19 protein-coding genes are annotated in these 17,030 nt (G+C 71.9%); 7 read left to right on the top strand and 12 right to left on the bottom strand.

Translation table 11 applies throughout. The annotated features are described in order from the left end of the window. Window positions 1-59: 59 nt before the first annotated feature. From ACIO52_RS17950 to ACIO52_RS17930, 5 genes are all read right to left on the bottom strand, one after another. Entirely contained in the window at window positions 60-764 is a 705-nt protein-coding gene (locus ACIO52_RS17950; protein WP_402645049.1) for a S1 family peptidase, read from the bottom strand. A 128-nt stretch (window positions 765-892) separates the two neighbouring features. Then, complete coding sequence (locus tag ACIO52_RS17945) at window positions 893-2,044, bottom strand: bifunctional RNase H/acid phosphatase (protein WP_218721886.1); 1,152 nt, start codon at window positions 2,042-2,044, stop codon at window positions 893-895. 4 nt (window positions 2,045-2,048) lie between these two features. Further along, entirely contained in the window at window positions 2,049-2,786 is a 738-nt protein-coding gene (locus ACIO52_RS17940; RefSeq protein WP_402645045.1) for a zinc ribbon domain-containing protein, read from the bottom strand. Between the two features lie 110 nt (window positions 2,787-2,896). Next, window positions 2,897-4,012, bottom strand: coding sequence for a Nif3-like dinuclear metal center hexameric protein (locus tag ACIO52_RS17935; RefSeq protein WP_218721890.1), 1,116 nt, complete (start codon window positions 4,010-4,012; stop codon window positions 2,897-2,899). Window positions 4,013-4,253: 241 nt separating this feature from the next. Next, the gene (locus ACIO52_RS17930) at window positions 4,254-5,606 is read right to left on the bottom strand and encodes a pyridoxal phosphate-dependent aminotransferase (protein WP_402645043.1); all 1,353 of its coding nucleotides are present in this window, start codon (window positions 5,604-5,606) and stop codon (window positions 4,254-4,256) included. 44 nt (window positions 5,607-5,650) lie between these two features. On the opposite strand from ACIO52_RS17930, the gene ACIO52_RS17925 reads away from it, so the two are divergent. Further along, window positions 5,651-6,154: a low molecular weight protein-tyrosine-phosphatase gene (locus tag ACIO52_RS17925; RefSeq protein ID WP_218718870.1), complete on the top strand. Its 504-nt coding sequence runs from the start codon at window positions 5,651-5,653 to the stop codon at window positions 6,152-6,154. Next, on the top strand, window positions 6,154-7,023 hold the full coding sequence (locus ACIO52_RS17920; RefSeq protein WP_402645039.1) for an SURF1 family protein: 870 nt from the start codon (window positions 6,154-6,156) through the stop codon (window positions 7,021-7,023). The genes ACIO52_RS17925 and ACIO52_RS17920 overlap by 1 nt, the downstream gene beginning before the upstream one ends. A gap of 10 nt (window positions 7,024-7,033) precedes the next feature. Here ACIO52_RS17920 and ACIO52_RS17915 read toward each other — a convergent pair whose 3' ends face one another. Continuing rightward, the gene (locus ACIO52_RS17915) at window positions 7,034-7,585 is read right to left on the bottom strand and encodes a dihydrofolate reductase family protein (RefSeq protein WP_218718872.1); all 552 of its coding nucleotides are present in this window, start codon (window positions 7,583-7,585) and stop codon (window positions 7,034-7,036) included. A 55-nt stretch (window positions 7,586-7,640) separates the two neighbouring features. Further along, window positions 7,641-8,573 (bottom strand): cobalamin biosynthesis protein, encoded by a 933-nt coding sequence (locus ACIO52_RS17910; RefSeq protein ID WP_402645036.1) that lies wholly within the window; start codon window positions 8,571-8,573, stop codon window positions 7,641-7,643. 118 nt (window positions 8,574-8,691) lie between these two features. Here ACIO52_RS17910 and sigJ point away from each other — a divergent pair, with 118 nt between their 5' ends. After that, window positions 8,692-9,630 carry an RNA polymerase sigma factor SigJ gene (gene sigJ / locus ACIO52_RS17905; protein ID WP_316573996.1) on the top strand — a complete coding sequence of 313 codons (939 nt, stop codon included), beginning with the start codon at window positions 8,692-8,694 and terminating at the stop codon, window positions 9,628-9,630. A gap of 14 nt (window positions 9,631-9,644) precedes the next feature. Here the strand turns inward: sigJ and ald are convergent, their stop codons facing one another. Further along, complete coding sequence (gene ald, locus ACIO52_RS17900; protein ID WP_402645033.1) at window positions 9,645-10,757, bottom strand: alanine dehydrogenase; 1,113 nt, start codon at window positions 10,755-10,757, stop codon at window positions 9,645-9,647. Between the two features lie 81 nt (window positions 10,758-10,838). Here ald and ACIO52_RS17895 point away from each other — a divergent pair, with 81 nt between their 5' ends. Then, window positions 10,839-11,456 carry a hypothetical protein gene (locus ACIO52_RS17895; RefSeq protein ID WP_402645030.1) on the top strand — a complete coding sequence of 206 codons (618 nt, stop codon included), beginning with the start codon at window positions 10,839-10,841 and terminating at the stop codon, window positions 11,454-11,456. A gap of 41 nt (window positions 11,457-11,497) precedes the next feature. Here the strand turns inward: ACIO52_RS17895 and ACIO52_RS17890 are convergent, their stop codons facing one another. Next, window positions 11,498-12,268, bottom strand: coding sequence for an MBL fold metallo-hydrolase (locus ACIO52_RS17890; protein WP_218718877.1), 771 nt, complete (start codon window positions 12,266-12,268; stop codon window positions 11,498-11,500). A 71-nt stretch (window positions 12,269-12,339) separates the two neighbouring features. Between ACIO52_RS17890 and ACIO52_RS17885 the strand changes: the two genes are divergently transcribed. Further along, window positions 12,340-13,296 carry a helix-turn-helix domain-containing protein gene (locus ACIO52_RS17885; RefSeq protein WP_316573993.1) on the top strand — a complete coding sequence of 319 codons (957 nt, stop codon included), beginning with the start codon at window positions 12,340-12,342 and terminating at the stop codon, window positions 13,294-13,296. Between the two features lie 7 nt (window positions 13,297-13,303). Continuing rightward, the gene (locus tag ACIO52_RS17880; protein WP_316573992.1) at window positions 13,304-13,819 is read left to right on the top strand and encodes a gamma carbonic anhydrase family protein; all 516 of its coding nucleotides are present in this window, start codon (window positions 13,304-13,306) and stop codon (window positions 13,817-13,819) included. Between the two features lie 4 nt (window positions 13,820-13,823). Here the strand turns inward: ACIO52_RS17880 and ACIO52_RS17875 are convergent, their stop codons facing one another. Then, window positions 13,824-14,150 carry a hypothetical protein gene (locus ACIO52_RS17875; protein ID WP_342800007.1) on the bottom strand — a complete coding sequence of 109 codons (327 nt, stop codon included), beginning with the start codon at window positions 14,148-14,150 and terminating at the stop codon, window positions 13,824-13,826. Between ACIO52_RS17875 and ACIO52_RS17870 the strand changes: the two genes are divergently transcribed. Beyond that, on the top strand, window positions 14,131-14,754 hold the full coding sequence (locus ACIO52_RS17870; protein ID WP_218718881.1) for a TetR/AcrR family transcriptional regulator: 624 nt from the start codon (window positions 14,131-14,133) through the stop codon (window positions 14,752-14,754). The two genes, ACIO52_RS17875 and ACIO52_RS17870, sit on opposite strands and share 20 nt — an antisense overlap. On the opposite strand, the gene ACIO52_RS17865 is transcribed toward ACIO52_RS17870, so the two are convergent. Together ACIO52_RS17865 and ACIO52_RS17860 are read right to left on the bottom strand one after the other, a co-directional pair. After that, entirely contained in the window at window positions 14,748-16,619 is a 1,872-nt protein-coding gene (locus ACIO52_RS17865) for an Eco57I restriction-modification methylase domain-containing protein (protein ID WP_402645023.1), read from the bottom strand. The genes ACIO52_RS17870 and ACIO52_RS17865 overlap by 7 nt on opposite strands. Before the next feature lie 204 nt (window positions 16,620-16,823). After that, window positions 16,824-16,985: a hypothetical protein gene (locus tag ACIO52_RS17860; protein WP_218718883.1), complete on the bottom strand. Its 162-nt coding sequence runs from the start codon at window positions 16,983-16,985 to the stop codon at window positions 16,824-16,826. Between the last annotated feature and the right edge of the window lie 45 nt (window positions 16,986-17,030).

Genomic DNA, 17,030 nt, shown 5'->3' with positions numbered 1-17,030 from the left:
GCGGAGACGGCGACAGGGGCGCACCACCGAGCCGGTGATGCGCCCCTGTCGAGCCGGGATCAGATCGGCTGGAAGCCCGCGCCGACGCCGCCTGCCCGGTTCAGCACGTCCAGGATGACCTGGATGGGCTGGAAGTAGGCGGGCGAGTGGATCGGGTTGGCGCCACCGGTGCACGGGATGTCGAAGTCGACGGGGCCCAGGCCGGTGAGCCTGCCCTGGTTCATGCCGACCAGCCGGTCGCCGACGACGACCGGGCCGCCGGAATCACCGGGCTGGGAGCAGTACTGGTTGATCGAGGTGCCTTCGAGCTCACCCCACACCACGCCGCAGCTGCGACCGCTGGTGCGACCGTCCGAGCACACGGTGGTGCCGGGGCCGGGCGCGCCGCCGATGCCGACGACGGTGGTCTGGCCGATGGTGCGCACCGGCAGGACCTTCGACGCGTCCAGCTGCAGGACCGCGAAGTCCAGGTAGTCGCCGTCGTCGGAGAAGGCGACGGTGCCGATGACGCCCGCGTTGAGCGCCTGCTCGGCGCCGACCCGAGCCCCCGTCGGCGCGCAGTGCCCGGCGGTCAGGCCGACCAGGCGACCGGCGTTGTCGTGGCCGATGGCGGTCAGCGAGCAACCGGAGTTGTTGTCGAAGACGATGCCCGAGGCCGCGCCGAGCACCACGCTCGGATCGGCCGACACGCTGCCCGCACCAGCGGACGCGGTGAGCGCCCCCGCGATGGCCGCCGCGAACGCCGCCATCCGTAGAAACCTCATCAAGTACCTTTCTCGACGGCCGCGGCATCTCCGCACGCCCGAGAGACTTCTCGGGCGCCGGGGCATAGTCGTTACGCCGACCGCGAACCGGGGCGACCGTACCGCGCCCGGGTGACCGACGGCCAGCGCTAAAGGTACGAGACGTCGTTGACCAGACGGACGGAAGCGCCGCCGTCGGGGTAAAACTCCGCGATGCACAGCGAGGCCAGGTCCAGGTGCAGGCGATACAGCAGCGACGGGCCGACCCCGAGCGCCAGCTGCAGCAGGGTCTTGATCGGCGTGACATGGCTGACCACGACGATGTTCTCGCCCGGATACAGCCCCACCAGATCGCGCCGCACCGATTCGATCCGCTCGCGCACCTGATCGAAGCTCTCGCCACCGGGCGCAGGCACCGACGGGTCGCCCAGCCAGTCCGCGTGCAGCTGCGGATCGCGCTGCGCGGCCTCGGCGAAGGTGAGCCCCTCCCAGTCGCCGAAGTCGGTCTCGATGAGCCCGTCGAGCACGCGCAGCGGCACGTCGAGCGCGGCCGCTGCGGCTTCGGCGGTGGCGCGGGCCCGCTGCAGCGGCGAGGTCACCACCGCGGCGATATCGCCCTTGGCGGCCAGCATCTTCGCGGCCCGCTCGGCCTGGTCGCGGCCGAGATCGGTCAGCGGCGGATTGCCGCGACCGGAGTAGCGGCGCTCGATCGACAGCTCGGTCTGGCCGTGCCGCAGCAGCAACAGCCGCGTCGGCCTGCCGACCGCGCCGGTCCAGCCGGGGGTGGCCGGAACACGCTGGGCGGCAGCGGAATCGCGCGGCTCGGTGGCGGGCACGGCGACCTCGTCGCCCGCCGCGTGCCCGGCCGCCACGGCGTCGCGGACGGTGCCGACGACCGCGCCGTCGTCCATCGCCTCGTTCGCCAATCGGTCGGCGTGGGAGTTCTCCGCGCGCGGAATCCAGGTGAAGGTGACCCGATCGAACCCGGCGGCCAGCCCGCGCGCCTGCTCGGCGAGCGGAATCATCGACGGGTGCTTGACCTTCCAGCGTCCCGACATCTGCTCGACGACGAGCTTGGAATCCATCCGGACCGTGACCACCCGCGCGCCGAGCTCGGCCGCGGCGGCCAAACCGGCGATGAGACCGCGGTATTCGGCCACGTTGTTGGTGGTGACGCCGACATACTCCTTGCGCTCGGCCAGCACCCGCACATGATCGGCGGCGAACACCACCGCGCCGTAGCCAGCGGGGCCGGGATTGCCGCGCGACCCGCCGTCGGCCTCGACGATCACCTCGTTCATCGGGTTACAGCCCGGATTCCTTGGTACGCACCATGATCGCGCTGCACTCGGGGCAGCGCAGGACCGCGTCGGGGGCGGCCTTGGCGATGCGCTGCATCTCGCCGCGATCGATCTCGATCCGGCAGGCGCCGCAGCGCCGGGCCTGCAGCAGGGCGGCGCCGACGCCGTGGGCGGCGCGCTGCTTGTCGTAGATGGCGAGCAGTTCGTCCGGGAACAGGCCGACCAGCCCGGCCCGGTCGTTCTCGCATCGCTGCTGGGCCACTTCCAGATCGGCCATCGCCTCGTCGCGCAGCCGTTCGGCGTCGGCGAGGTCCTGATCGGCCTTGCTCAATCGGGCGCCCGCGTGGTCGTGATCGGCGACCATGGCCTCACGCTGTTCCATCACGGTCAGCAGCTCGTCCTCGAGCACCGAGCGGCGACGCTCCAGGCTGCTCAGCTCGTGCTGGATCTCGGAGAGCTGCTTGGCGGCGACGGTGCCCGCGGTGAGCATGCCGCGGTCGCGGTCCTCACGCTTGCGGACGGCGTCGACCTCACCCTCGAGCTTGCGGATGTCGCGGTCCAGATCGTCGATGCCGATCTCGACCGCGACGGCGGCGTCCTTGTAGCCGTTGCGCTCGGCCGCCAGGCGCGCCACCTCCTGCTGTTCGGGCAGCGCGTTCCTGCGGTGCGCGATCCGCGTCAACTCGGCATCGACAGCGGCGAGCTGGAGCAGCTTGGACTGGACCGACGGTTCGACATTCAACGCGCACGAACTCCTGAACACGGTGGACGGATGGGTTGGTCAACCGTACCGCGCCGCGAGGTGTGGGTACGCCATGACCCGAGGACCTGGGCCCGGGCTCCCCGGCGGGGTCAGCCGGTGACCGTCCACGGGTCGGTGCGCAGGGTGCAGACGCGGGTCTCGATCCCGGGCAGGGCCGCGCGGACCACCTGCTCCGCCTGCCCGCACCAGGGGAACTCCGTGGCCCAGTGGGCGGCGTCGACGAGGGCGGGGCCGCCGCGGCGCAGGTGTTCGTCGACGGGGTGATGACGCAGGTCGGAGGTGAGGTAGGCGTCGACGCCCGCGCGGACGGCCGCGTTCAGGTAGGAGTCGCCCGCGCCGCCGCAGACGGCGACGCGCCGGATGACGCGGTCCGGATCGCCGGCGGCGCGCACGCCCCAGACGGTGCGCGGCAGGCCGACGCCGACCCGGGCGGTGAACTCGCGCAGGGTCTCGGGTTCCGGGAGTTCGCCGATGCGGCCGATGCCGAGCGAGGACGGCAGCGGCGCGCGCTCGGTGACGTGATAGGCCGGTTCCTCGTACGGGTGCGCCGCGCGCAGGGCCGCCAGGACGGCCAGGCGGGAGGTCGGCGGCGCGACCACTTCGACGGCGTCCTCGGTGACGGTCTCGACCGTGCCGACGGCCCCGATCGCCGGATTCGCGCCGGGCAGGGGACGGAACTGGCCGGTGCCGGAGGTGTACCAGGCGGCTTCGCGGTAGTCGCCGATCGCGCCCGCGCCCGCGGTGAACAGGGCCGACATGAGCGAGGCGGTGTGCGTCTGCGGGACCTGGATCACCCATTTGTCCACGGCGGCAGCGGGCTTGGGGTCGAGCGGACCGGTGACGGTGAGGCCGACGGCGGCAGCGAGCGCGTCCGAGACGCCGGGGTCGGCCGAATCGGCGTTGGTGTGCGCGGAGAACAGGGCGCAGCCGGAGCGGATCAGCCGGTGCAGCAGCGCGCCCTTGGGAGTGTCGGCGGCGACGGTGTCGACGCCGCGCAGCAGCAGCGGGTGGTGCACGACCAGCGCCTGGGCGCCCCACTCGATCGCCTCGTCGACGACGGCGGCGGTGGCGTCGACGGCGAACACCACCTTGGTCACCTCCTGGCCCGGGTCACCGCACACGAGCCCGACCGAATCCCAGGTTTCGGCCAGCCGCGGTGGGTACGCCGCGTCGAGTACCCCGATCAGTTCGGCCAGGTCGGTCACCGCCGCCTCCTTCGTTCCGTTGCCTTACCCCGACACCATCGAAGCGGCGGGATCACCTTGCACCACAATGCTTTCCACTACTCGCGCCGGGAACCTGCGGTGGCCCCGACCCGATCCTCCGGCACCACAGCACCACCCGCCGCTGCCACCACAGGGCAGCCCGCCTGTGCCACCACAGGCCCGGTCGCGTCTGGCACCACGGGCCAGCCGGCCGCCACCACGACGGGCCCAGTCGCTCCTGTCACCACAGCGAGGCCCGCAAACCCTCGACCAACCGATCGACCTCGCCCGCGCCGCGCACGGCGACCCGCAGGTGATCGGGCCCCAGCCCGGGGAAGGTGTCGGCCCGGCGCACCGCGATGCCCCGGTCGGCCAGGCGCTTGCGCAGCAGTTCCCCGTCGGGGACGCGCAGCAGCAGGAAGGGGCCCGCGGCCGGGGTGTGCACGTCGAGACCGAGGGCGGTGAGGCGCTCGATCATGCCCGCGCGTTCGACGGCGATCTCGTCGGCGTGCCGACGGGACGCGGTGACGGCCGCCGGTTCGGCGGTGGCGATGATCGCCTCGAGCTGCAGCGTGCCCAGCGGCCAGTGCGGGCGGCCCTGGGTCAGCCGGGCCAGCACCTCCGGCGCGCCGAGCACATACCCGCACCGCAGTCCGGCCAGCGCCCAGGTCTTGGTGAGGCTACGCAGGACGAGGACGTCCGGGGCGGCCAGCGCGGCCAGCGACTCCGGTTCCCCGGCGATGTGCGACGTCGGGGAATCCGACCCCGGTCGGGAGGTCGATCGCACCGGCGCTCCCGGTTCCACGTCGACGGCCGGCGCCGTCCGGATGGACGATGCCGCCGGCGCACTCGGGGTCGACGACAGGTCCGGCGTCCGGCGCGCGGACGACGACGCGGGCCGCGCACCACCAGGATCGGCAACCGCGCCGCGCATCACGGCACCGGACGCGACGTTCCGGGCAGCGCCGGCCACGTTGTCGCCCGTACCGCCGAATTCCCGGCCGCCGCCGCCGGGTCCTCCGTCCACCGCCGCACCCGCGACGGTGCCGTCCGCGACCGCGTCGGCGAACGCCTCGTCGACCACCACGAGACGCCCCGGCCGACGCAACGCCGCGATAACGGCCGCCGGGTGCAGTACCGAGGTCGGGTTGGTGGGATTGCCGAGGACGACCAGATCGGCCTCCTCGGGAACGAGATCAGGATCGAGCGTGTACGGCGGTTCCAGGATCACCCGCGTCACCGGGACACCGGCCTCCCGCAGCGCCAGCTCGGGCTCGGTGAAAGAGGGGTGGACGACCGCGGCCAGGCGCGGGGCGAGCCGGGGCAGCAGGGCGAAGCCCTCGGCGGCGCCGGCGAGCAGCAGGACCTCGTCGGGGCGGCGGCCGTGGCGGGCGGCGACGGCGGCGCGGGCGGCGGCCTCGTCCTCGGCGCTCGGGTAGCGGCCCAGGTCGTCCAGGCGGGCGGCGATGCGGTCGCGCAACCAGGCGGGCGGGGCGGTGCCGCGCACGTTCACCGCGAAATCGAGCATGCCAGGGCGCGCGTCCACGTCGCCGTGGTGGCGCAGCATCGCGGGGTCGACGGAGTCCTGGAACACAACTGAACACCCTACGTGGCGGCGATTCGGCGGCACGGGCGACAATGGCAGGCGTGGGTCAGCTGCACGTGTCATTCATCTGCACAGGAAACATCTGCCGGTCGCCGATGGCGGCGAAGATGTTCGAAGCGCACCTGTACCGTGCCGGTCTCGCGAACCGGGTACGGGTGACCAGCGCGGGCACCGGATCGTGGCATGTCGGCGATCCGGCCGATCCGCGTACCGAGACGACGCTGCGCCGGGCGGGCTACCCCACCGAGCACACCGCGGCCACCTTCGGTCCCGAGCATCGCGACGCCGACCTGATCGTCGCCCTGGACACCGGGCACGACCGGGAGCTGGCCCAGCGCGGCGTCGCCACCGACCAGCGCAGGCTGCTGCGCAGCTTCGACCCGGCCGCCGACGGCCGTGACGTGCCCGACCCGTACTACGGCGACCAGACCGATTTCGACCTGGTCCGCGACCAGATCGAAGCCGCCATCCCCGGCCTGCTCGACTGGGTGCACGCCGAACTCGACGCCCGCGCCACCGCCGACGCGCACCGCTGATGCGCAAACTCACCTTCCTGCTGCGCCCGAGCTGGCTCATCCTCGCGGTGATCGTCGTGGCGTTCGCCTATCTGTGCTTCACCGTGCTCGCGCCGTGGCAGCTGGGCAAGAACACCAGCACCGAGCACCGCAACCAGCTGATCGCCGACTCCGTGCAGGCCGATCCGGTGACCGTCGACAGCGTCCTCGACGGCGACCCCAGCGCGCACACCGAATGGCGCAAGGTCACCGCGAGCGGCACGTATGTCCCGGAGTCGACCGTCCTGGTCCGGTTGCGTCATCTCGACGGCGCCCCCGGCTACGCCGTGCTCAACGCGTTCCGCCTCGACGACGGCCGCACCCTGCTGGTCGACCGTGGCCTGGTCGCCGCCGTCGACGGCACCCGTCCCCCGGCGATCGCCGCGCCGCCGACCGGCCCGCAGCGGCTCGAGGCCCGGGTGCGCGCCTCCGAAGGCGTCGTCGCGGACAAGCCGCCGAGCACCCAGGACGGCTATCGCCAGGTCTACACCGTCGACACCGGGCAGGAATCCACCGTCCTCGGCACCGCGCTGACGCCCATCCCCACCGGCACGGACAAGGGCGGCTACCTCCAGCTCGCCGCGGGCCAGCCCGGCGCCTTCACCCCCAGCCCGCTCCCCCAGCTCGACGCGGGCCCGTACCTGTCCTACGGCCTGCAGTGGCTCGCGTTCGGCATCATGGCCCCGCTCGGCCTCGGCTATTTCGTCGTCGCCGAACTGCGCGCGCGCCGTCGCGACCGCGCGCAGGCGCCCGCGGCACCCGAATCCGCGACCGTCTCGGCCGAGCCGAGCACGCAGGCCGCGCCCACCACCGAGGCCCGTCTGGCCGACCGCTACGGGCGCAACCGCTGAGTTCCGCGTCTCATTCGGCGAGGTAGCGCAGCAGCACCGCGGTCGCGAAGTGCCGCGTCTCCACCAGCCGGAGCCCGATGCGCTGATCCAGCGCGGGGAACATCGGCGTGCCGCCGCCGAGCAGCACGGGCGAGATGTACACCTGGTACTCGTCGATGAGCCCGTGCGGGATCAGCGAGGACGCCAGGCTCGCGCCACCGACCTCCATCACGCCGTCCCCGTCGGCCTTGAGCCTGCGGACCTCCTCGACCGCGTTCGCCGCGACCAGCCTGCTGTTCCACCGGACCTCGGTGAGCGTGCGGGAGAACACGACCTTGGGTTTCTCCGTCCAGAGCCGGCCGAAGTCCCGTTGGATCGGCGGGGCGTCCTCGGGGACGTGCGGCCAGTAGTCGGCCATCAGCTCGTACAGCCGACGGCCGTTCAGCACGATCTCGAGATCGCGGAACCGATCGTTGTGGAACTGGTGCAGTTCGTCGTCGGGTTCGGTCCAATCGATGTTGCCGTCGCGGTCGTTGACGTAGCCGTCCAGGGACACGCCGAATCCATAGATCAGTTTCCTCATGCGGGGTAGACCTCCTCCATGCTCGAAACTCATCGGTCCAGCGAGAGATAGCAGGCTAACCGCGACGCGCGCGCCGCAACACTCCGGCGACCGCCACCGCGACCACCAGTGCCCCCAGCTGCACCGCCTCGGACATGCGCACCGCGCGCCGCAGATCGGCGGTGCTCGGCGCGGGCCCGTCGCCGAGCGTCGGCCGCAGTTCGGCACCATGCCGGTACTGGGTGCGGCCGCCGAGCCGGACGCCGAGGGCCCCGGCCATGGACGCTTCCACCACGCCGGCGTTCGGGCTCGGATGCTTGCTCGCGTCGCGCCGCCAGGCCCGCCATGCGGCGGCGGGCGTGCCCCCGACCAGCGGGGCGAACGCGGCGGTGAGCAACCCGGTCACCCGGGCGGGCAGCACGTTCGCCAGGTCGTCGGTTCGCGCGGCGGCCCAGCCGAACCGCAGGTAGCGCTCGTTGCGGTAGCCGATCATCGCATCGAGCGTGTTGACCGCCCGGTAGCCGAGCAGTCCGGGCACCCCGGCGACGGCGCCCCACAGCAGTGGCGCGACGGTCGCGTCGGAGGTGTTCTCGGCCACCGACTCCAGCGCGGCCCTGGCCAGCCCGTCCGCGTCCAGGACCGACGGGTCGCGTCCGCACAGCGACGACAGCAGTTGCCTGGCCCCGTCGATGTCGCCGGCGTCGAGCCGCTCGGCCATCGCGTGCCCGGCACGCGCCAGACTGCGCCCGCCCAGCGCGGTCCAGGTCGCCAGCGCGGTGGCGACCACGCCGCCCCGTGCCGCGAGCACCCCGAAACCCAGCACCGAACCCACCGCGACCGCCTCGTGGACCACCCCGGCCCGCCGCTCGTCGGCGTAGGTCACCTGTTCCAACGCCGCTGCCGCGGAGCCGAATCCGGCTACCGGATGCCACCGGCGCGGATCGGCGAACACCCGATCGAGCGCGAACCCCAGCATCAGCGCGACCGCGGTCGATGTCCCCTTCTGCACCCGGCCGAGGGTAGTCGACCGCGGGAATGTCACACCCGTGCCCGCTGGTTCGTCCTCTCTGCGACGACCCTCATACACTCGCCCGGACCCGGGCCAGACGACCGAACGGCGAACCACGATGACCGACGTACCCTCGCAGATCGACCAGGCACAGCTGGCCCGCCGTTTCGAAGAACACCGCCCCTACCTGCGCCGACTCGCCTACAGCACGCTCGGCAGCCTCACCGACGCCGAGGACGTCGTGCAGGACGCGTGGCTGCGCCTGCAGCGCCACCACGAGGCGGGCAGGGCGGGCGAGATCGACAACCTGCGCGCCTGGCTCACCACGGTCACCGGTCGGCTGGCGCTGGATCAGCTCGGCTCGGCGCGGGCCCGTCGCGAGCAGTACGTCGGCGAATGGCTGCCCGAGCCGGAGGTCACCACCTGGGACGACCCGGCCGACCGCATCTCCCAGGACGAGCGGGTGACCACCGCGCTGCTGGTGGTGCTGGAATCGCTGTCGCCCGCCGAGCGCACCGCGTTCGTCCTGCAGGACGTCTTCGGCATGACCGGTCCCGAGGTCGCCGAGGTCGTCGGGCGCACCCCGGCCGCGGTCCGCCAGCTCGCCTCGCGCGCCCGCAAGCACGTCGAATCCGGGACCCCGCGGTTCCCGGCGTCACCGGCCGAACAGGAGAAGGTCGTCTCGGCGTTCGCGCTGGCCTGGCGTTCGGGTGATCTGAGCTCGCTGCTCGGCGTGCTCGACGAGAACGTGGTGCTCACCGCCGACGGTGGCGGCAAGGTGCCCGCCGTCCGCCAGCCGCTGCGCGGCGCCGAGCTCATCGCCAAGGCCCTGCTCGGCTGGTACCACGCGCCGTCGGCGTCCGGCGCCTGGGGCCGCGCGGTCCTGGTCAACGGCGTGCCCGGCCTGGTCGTCTTCGACGGCGCCAACACCGGCGTGTTCTCGTTCGTCGTCGACGCAGGCCGCATCGTCGCGATCAATATCGTCCGCAACCCCGACAAGCTCCACGATCTGCCCACCGACGGCGAGCCGGACTGGTACCTGGGCGCGGGCGAGTAGCGCGCGATCAGGCCTCACGCACTCAGCGAATACCCGTGCGCCGCAGCCACTTCGGCGGAGAGCAGTTTTCCGTCGACGGCAGTGAGACCGGTCGCCAGGCCGGGGTCGGCGGTGCACGCGCCGCGCCAGCCCTTGTCGGCGATCGCGAGCGCGTAGGGCAAGGTGGCGTTGGTGAGGGCGACCGTGGAGGTGTGCGGCACGGCGCCGGGCATGTTCGCGACGCAGTAGAACAGCGAATCCGCCACGGGGAAGGTCGGATCGGCGTGCGTCGTCGGCCGGGTGGAGGCGAAGCAGCCACCCTGGTCGACGGCGATGTCGACGAGCACCGAACCCGGCCGCATCCCGGCGACGAGCTCGTCGGACACCAGCTTCGGCGCCTTGGCGCCGGGCACCAGCACCGAGCCGATCACCAGATCCGCGGCGAGCACGGCCTTTTCGATCTCCAGCGCGTGCGAGGCGAGGGTGCCGACCCGGCCGCCGAAGCGGGCGTCGAGCTCGCGCAGGCGCGCCAGGTTGGTATCGAGCACGCTCACTCGCGCGCCCATCCCGACCGCGACGCTCGCCGCGTTGGTGCCGGCCACCCCGCCACCGAGCACCACCACATCGGCGGGACGGACGCCGGGCACGCCGCCGAGCAGCACGCCCTCGCCACCCATCGGCGCCATCAGGTGATACGCGCCGACCTGGGTGCCGAGCTTGCCCGCCACCTCGCTCATCGGCGCGAGCAGCGGCAGCGAACCGTCGGCGGCCCGCACGGTTTCGTAGGCGATGGCGGTGATCCCGGAGTCCAGGATCGCGTCGGTGCATTCCTTCGACGCGGCCAGGTGCAGATAGGTGAACAGCACCTGGTCGCGCCGCATCCGCGAATACTCCTGCGCGATGGGCTCTTTCACCTTGAGGATCAGCCCGGCCGTGGCCCAGAGCGTGTCGGCGTCGGGCACGATCCGGGCGCCGGCGGCGAGATAGTCCTCGTCGCCGAAGCCCGATCCGGTTCCGGCACCGGCCTGCACGAGCACCTCGTGCCCGTGCGCGGTCAGTTCGGTGGCACCGGCCGGGGTGAGCGCCACCCGGAACTCCTGCGGTTTGACCTCCGCCGGCACACCCACCGTTCCGCCTGTTCCCGTCATTGCGCCAGCTTAGGACGCCCACCGACGGGAATCAGGGGGTTACCGGTCGTGTGTCGTCGCTAGGCGGGCGGCGCCGTCGCGGTGGTCGTCACCGCCGGGTCGGGCGCGGCCGTGGGCGAGGTGGTCGCCGGGGTGGTGGTCGCCTCCGGCGTCGTCGCCGGGGGCGAGGTGGTGGTCGGGGTGGGAGCGACCGTGGTCGTCACGGGCGGCACGGTCGTGCCGCACTGGTCGTGCTGGGGGCCACAGCTGTCGATGCCGCAGATCGGAACGCCCGGCGGGCATCCTTCCGTCGTCATGCCGCATTCGGTGGGGCCGCAGCTGTCGGTCCCGCAGTCCGGTCCCGGCACACAGTTGTGGCCCGGCGGGATGGTCGGCTCGGTGCCGCCCGGCGCGGCTGTCGGCGCGTTCGTCGCGGGTCCCGGCGGGGAATCGTGGCTCGGTCCCGAGGTGCCGCCGTCACCCGGGTTCGCCGAGGGCGGGGTCGAGCTCGTCGCCGCAGTGGTCGCGGTGACCGAGGTCTTCGACGCGGTGCTCGTGGCGGGTCGGTCCGAGCCGGACCCGTTCGACGAACACGCCGACAACGCCAGCACCAACGCGACCAGGGCCAGCAGTAACCGCACCATCGTGCGCGATCGGCTGCCCATCCGTGTGTTCGGCAAGTCTGCTCCTGCGATCGTGGGAAAAACCCGCGCCCGATGATTCGGGCGCGGGTGACGGAAATCGGTGCCGGGTACGGTCGCTCAGACCGCGAAGACCTCGCCCCGCACCGGAATCCGGAGCTGCGCGGCGCGATCGGCGTAGGCGAAGGTGCGCTCGAGGTAGTCCAGCGACTCGCTGAAGTGACCCCAGCCCTCCGCGTGCACCGCCACCACGACGGCGTCACCGAGGACGGCGGCGGCCTCGACGGCGGTCCTGGCGTTGAGCGTGACGTCGCTGTCGCCGAACCGGCCGACATTGGCGGCGCCGATATTGAGCACCGCGACGTCGATCCGCCCGATCCGCTCGACGATCCGCCCGACCAGCTCCACCGACGCGTTGTCACCGGAGACATAGACCGTCGGCTCGCCCGCCGCGCGCAGCACGAACCCGGTCACCACGCCGCTGAGCGGCTCGCAGCCCTCGGGACCGTGCAGCGCGGGCACCGCGGTGACCTCGACCTCGCCGATCGTCACGACCTCCCACGGCACCAGCCCGCGCACGCCCGCGATCCGGCCGGCGGCATCCGGGGTGGAGAGCACGGTCGCGACGTCGGCCAGCAGGGCGCGGCCCGCGGTATCGAGGTTGTCGGCGTGCTGATCGTGCGAGAGCAGTACGACGTCGATCGCGCCGATCGACTCCACCGGTACCGCGGGGCCGCTGAGCTTGTGCAGCGTGATCGGGCCGGGGTAGTCGCCGGGTTCGTCGAAGGTCGGGTCGGTGAGCCAGGTCAGGCCCCCGTACCGGAAGCGCAGGGTCGGACCACCGATGTGCAGGACGTCGAGCAGGGTGGGGCGGGTGATCGTCTCGGTCATGTCGACAACTGTCGCCGACCTCGACACCCCACGACAGTGGCCTCCAGGCCGACCATCGCTAAGATCGGGCCATGCGTTCGGTGGCGGTCGTCGCGTTCGACGGGATCAGTCCCTTCCACCTGTCGGTGCCGACCCTGGTGCTCGGCCGCTCCGGCACCGGTGTCGACGACGCGTCACCCTACGACGTGCGGGTCTGCGCCGAACACCCCGGAACCCTGTCCACCGCAGCCGGTTTCGACATCACCGTGCACCACGGCCTGGACACCGTCGCCGGCGCCGACATGGTGGTCTTCCCCGGCTGGCATCGCGACCTGGAGGTCTCCCCCGCGCTCAACGACGCCGTGCACACCGCGCACGCGAACGGTGCCCGGCTGGTCGGTCTGTGCCTGGGCTCGTGGGCGATCGCGGCGACCGGCCTGGCCGACGGCCGCGAACTCACCACGCACTGGGCCGCCGCCGAGGCGATGGCCCGCGCCTATCCGCGGGTACGGGTGCGCGCGGACACGCTCTGGACCGATCTCGGCGACGTGATCACCTCCGCGGGCGTGGCCGCCGCGCTGGACTGCTGCCTGCACATCGTGCGCGGCGATCTCGGCGCCCGCGCCGCCACCGATCTGGCTCGCGCGCTGGTCACCGCGCCACACCGCAACGGCTCGCAGGCGCAGTTCATCCCGGTCGCGGTCCCCGCCGAGGACAGCGACGACCCGATCGAGCACGCCATGGTGTGGGCGCGCACGCACCTCGAGACCGGCATCGACCTCGATCTCTGGTCGCGCGAGGCGCTCATGTCGCGACGCACCTTCACCCGCCGGTTCCGCGAGCGCACCGGCACCAGCCCACAGCAGTGGCTGTTGCAGCAACGCACCGACCATGCCCGGCTGCTGCTGGAATCGACCGACGAGACCGTCGACCGGATCGCGCGCGACACCGGTTTCGGCAGTGCCGTGAGCCTGCGGCACCATTTCCATCGCATGCTCGGCACCAGTCCGGCGGCCCACCGCGCCCAGTTCCGCGGCGCGGCGCAATAATCACCGCATGATCATCAAGGTGTCCGGGTTCGCGCCGGAAATCGACGACACTGCCTGGATCGCGCCGAACGCGACCGTCATCGGCCGGGTGCGCCTGGCCGCCGAGGTCGGCATCTGGTATTCGGCCGTGCTGCGCGGCGACCTCGAACAGCTCACCATTGGCGCGCGCACCAATATCCAGGACGGCTGCGTGCTGCACGCCGACCCCGGTTTCCCGCTCACCGTCGGCAGCGGAGTCTCGGTGGGGCACAACGCGATCCTGCACGGCTGCACCGTCGGCGACGACGTCCTGGTCGGCATGGGCGCCACCGTGCTCAACGGCGCGGTGATCGGCGCGGGCAGCCTGATCGCGGCCAATGCCCTGATCCCGGAGGGCGCCCAGATTCCACCCGGTTCGCTGGTCGCCGGCGTGCCCGGCAAGGTGCGCCGCGAGCTCACCGAGGCCCAGCTGGACGGGATCAAGCTCAATGCCGCCGTGTACCTCCACAATCTGGCGACCCATCGCGACGCCGAGGTGTTGTGACACGTCACACTGAGCAAGTGACCAGTAGGGATACCTGATAACATTTGCCCTGCGTATTGCGTCCGGCCATGAGTGTGGCGGCCGGCACCGGGTACGCGAGGTAGGAGGTATCACGGTGGCATACGTGCAGTCCGGTGTGCACCGAGCGGGGGGACGGCTCAGCGTGGCCGATATTGCCGCCCAGCCCGGCGGAATCGAGGCACTCCAGTGCCGGGTCCACGAACTCCGCTCCCGCGGCGTCCATTTCGCGGCGAACGCGATCGAACAAGAGATGGCCGCACTGGATCTGTCCCCACAGGGATAATGGGGCCATGCCCACTGTCTCGTCCATCCTCGCGCGGATACTGGAAAAGCCCGTCACCGACGGGGAGAAGCTGCTCGACAGCGCGCTGTCGGCGTTTCTCGATTTCGGGATCAAACGCACGAGTATGGGCGAGATCGCCCGGCGGGCGGGGATCAGTCCGGCCACCCTGTACCGGCGCTTCGAATCCAAGAACGACCTGGTCGAAGCGGTCGGGGTGCGGGAGGCGCAACGCTATGTGGCCGAGATCGATGAGCGGGTACGGGCGGTCACCGAGCCGGGCGAACAGCTCGTGGAGATCTTCGTCGCGTTCGTGACGACCCTGGCGGGCAACGAACTACTACGCAGGCTGCTCAGCACCGAGCCGGAGGCCATCCTGCCCAAGCTCACCACCGAAGCAGGCCCGATCCTCGCGGTCGGCCGCGGATATCTCGCCGACAAACTGCGCGAACTCCAGGCAGGCGCGACGGTGCCCGACTTCGAACCCGATCTCGTCGCCGAGATCATGGCCCGGCTCGCGCTGTCGCTGGCGCTCACCCCCGACGGCCTCATCCCGCTCGACGACCCGGCCGCGGGCCGCGACTTCGCCCGCCGCACCCTGCTGCCGATGGTCGGCATCCGCGTCGCTCACTGAGCGGGCACGCCGAACGCGGCGGCCACCGCCTCGTCGATGCCCGCCGCCGCCGCGGGGACCCCGTCCTCGAGCACGCCACGCACCCGGCCGACGATCGCGGCCGCGGCCGGATCCGCCGGATCGGGCAGCGGCAGCCGGGCCACGTACTGGGTGATCCAGCGCCGTCGGCCCGAATACAGCCGGTTGCCGCACACCGCGTCGTAGAATCGCAGTCCCAACGCCGAATTCGCCACGCCCATCAGCAGATACGCGAGTTCGGTCGCCTGCTCGCCGATGCCGAGATCGGTGAGCGAGATCCAGTAGCAGTCCCCGTTGACCACCGCGCCGGAGCGATCCAGTGCGAACCGCGGACGCTCACTGATATCCGGGAACACCAGTTTCGGCGCACCCCACAGGTGCGGTCGCTGCGGCACCCAGATCTCGAACCACTTCCGCCCGCCGTCGAGCACATACCGGCGACCGGCGAGCACCTCCTCGTGCGACCGCAGATACTCGGCGGCACCGGGGAATTCGGCGAGATCGATGGGCGTGCGGCGCGGCTGCCCGAGATCGTAGGGATAGAGCACCCTGGTGCCGCGATCCCGCCCGATCCGCCACGGTTGCAGATCGTGGTGAGTGATCAACTGCCGCAACAGTTCCGGCTCCGGCCTCGGATCCATCTGATCCCAGCGGTCGGAGATGAACACCCGGTCCGCGGTGGTCTTGATGCCGACGCGGATGCGGGCGGTGTCGCCGAAGGTGCGCCACGTGCGCTCGGCGATGCGGCCGAGCCAGCGGTCGACGGCGGGGCGTGACATGCGCCAGGCGGTGTCGCCCGGGGGCACGACACTCGACCGGTCGACCTCGCCGGAAAGACTCGCTGCTTCGGCGCGCCGCTCGCGGCCCGGTAGCGCCGGTCCCCGACGACCGCTCCGGAATGACGCGGGCGCCTTCCCCGGCGCCATGGAGCCCACGCCGGGTCGAACGCTCGGTCGGCCGCGAACCTGGTCGCCGTGCCCGATCGGTGTGTTGTCCGAGGACGGCGCCGACATCGGCGCACCGACCGACCCGGTGGACAACACACCCACCTCGACCGCGAACACCCGCCCGCCCGCGCCGACCACGCAGGCCGCGTCCCCGGCCAGCGCGTCGAACAGGTCGGTCGCGCAATCGGGTTCGGCCCCGAGCTCCTCGTAGACCGAGACGTACCGGCAGTCGCACTTCTGGGGCGCGCGCGTCGCGACGGTGACGGCGGGCAGCACCGCGGCCGCGAAGAGCTTGGTGTCACCGAGGTCGTAGAGCTCGGCGGGATGCAGTTCGCTGGTGAGGATCCGGCGCAGATTCGCCCCGGCCCTGGTGGTGAGAAATCGGTTGGCGCACAGCAATCCGAGCACGCCGTCGGCGGCGAGCAGCCGGGGTGTGATCGCCACGAACGGATGGGTGAGGTCGATGCGCCCGCGCAGCCCGAACCGCTTGCTCAGCAGCTGCGCGGTCGACCCGCCGAGCTGCTGGGTCCGCACGTACGGCGGATTGCTGATGACGAGATCGAAGGAACCGTCCGCGATCCGGGTCGACGCGGCGAGGAAATCCCCGGCTCGGCAATCGATCTCGACCCCCTCGGCGGCGGCGCGCGCTGCGGTGTCGCCGACCGCACGCCGGTCCAGGTCATAGCCGGTCAGCCGTACCGTGACGCCGGACGAGGCCAGCTCGCGATGTACCGCCAGCAGCAGCTCGCCGTCACCGCAGGCCGGATCGAGCACCCGGAGCTCGCCGGTGCGCGGTGCGTGCAGCAGCGCCCGTCGCGCCAGGAACCGCGCCAACGCGGGCGGGGTGTAGTGCCTGCCGTGCCGTTTGCGCTCCTGGGCATCCCGGGCCTGCGAAGCCATGCGCTCGATTCTGCCCCGGGAGGCCGGTGTCGTGCCGCAGGCGCGAGGCCGCGGACCGGTATCCGAGCGAAAAACCGATCGTTACCTGCCGAAACATCATTTCGTCCGGCAAACAGTGGCTCGTGCCACCGATTTTGGGGTTACGCCCGGCCATGACCCACTCCGAGCTCACCTGGGACGAGGCCCGGCTGGCAGGCCACGCGGCTAGTGGTCGGCATGGAGCCCGGGGGGCACCGATTCCGGCCCGAGCTCGGTCACCGCGGAGACCTGGTTCGCCGAACCGGCGGACCCTGCGACGCCGGCCAGCGGCGGCGGATCGTTCACCGTCGCCAGCGCGCTCGACGCCAACGGCGCGTACACCGACACGATCCGGTCCGGCTGGTACGTCTTCTACACGTGCGCCTGAATTGG

Source organism: Nocardia sp. NPDC087230 (assembly GCF_044744725.1).
Lineage (GTDB): Bacteria > Actinomycetota > Actinomycetes > Mycobacteriales > Mycobacteriaceae > Nocardia > Nocardia canadensis.
This window is presented reverse-complemented; position numbering and strand designations above follow the sequence as displayed.

Excerpts from the sequence above, each read along its gene's own strand:
- ACIO52_RS17950 (WP_402645049.1), bottom strand. The coding sequence starts at position 764 with ATGAGGTTTCTACGGATGGCGGCGTTCGCGGCGGCCATCGCGGGGGCG.
- ACIO52_RS17945 (WP_218721886.1), bottom strand. The coding sequence starts at position 2,044 with ATGAACGAGGTGATCGTCGAGGCCGACGGCGGGTCGCGCGGCAATCCC.
- ACIO52_RS17925 (WP_218718870.1), top strand. The coding sequence starts at position 5,651 with ATGGCAGGCGTGGGTCAGCTGCACGTGTCATTCATCTGCACAGGAAAC.
- ACIO52_RS17920 (WP_402645039.1), top strand. The coding sequence starts at position 6,154 with ATGCGCAAACTCACCTTCCTGCTGCGCCCGAGCTGGCTCATCCTCGCG.
- ACIO52_RS17915 (WP_218718872.1), bottom strand. The coding sequence starts at position 7,585 with ATGAGGAAACTGATCTATGGATTCGGCGTGTCCCTGGACGGCTACGTC.
- sigJ (WP_316573996.1), top strand. The coding sequence starts at position 8,692 with ATGACCGACGTACCCTCGCAGATCGACCAGGCACAGCTGGCCCGCCGT.
- ald (WP_402645033.1), bottom strand. The coding sequence starts at position 10,757 with ATGACGGGAACAGGCGGAACGGTGGGTGTGCCGGCGGAGGTCAAACCG.
- ACIO52_RS17890 (WP_218718877.1), bottom strand. The coding sequence starts at position 12,268 with ATGACCGAGACGATCACCCGCCCCACCCTGCTCGACGTCCTGCACATC.
- ACIO52_RS17885 (WP_316573993.1), top strand. The coding sequence starts at position 12,340 with ATGCGTTCGGTGGCGGTCGTCGCGTTCGACGGGATCAGTCCCTTCCAC.
- ACIO52_RS17880 (WP_316573992.1), top strand. The coding sequence starts at position 13,304 with ATGATCATCAAGGTGTCCGGGTTCGCGCCGGAAATCGACGACACTGCC.
- ACIO52_RS17870 (WP_218718881.1), top strand. The coding sequence starts at position 14,131 with ATGCCCACTGTCTCGTCCATCCTCGCGCGGATACTGGAAAAGCCCGTC.
- ACIO52_RS17875 (WP_342800007.1), bottom strand. The coding sequence starts at position 14,150 with ATGGACGAGACAGTGGGCATGGCCCCATTATCCCTGTGGGGACAGATC.
- ACIO52_RS17865 (WP_402645023.1), bottom strand. The coding sequence starts at position 16,619 with ATGGCTTCGCAGGCCCGGGATGCCCAGGAGCGCAAACGGCACGGCAGG.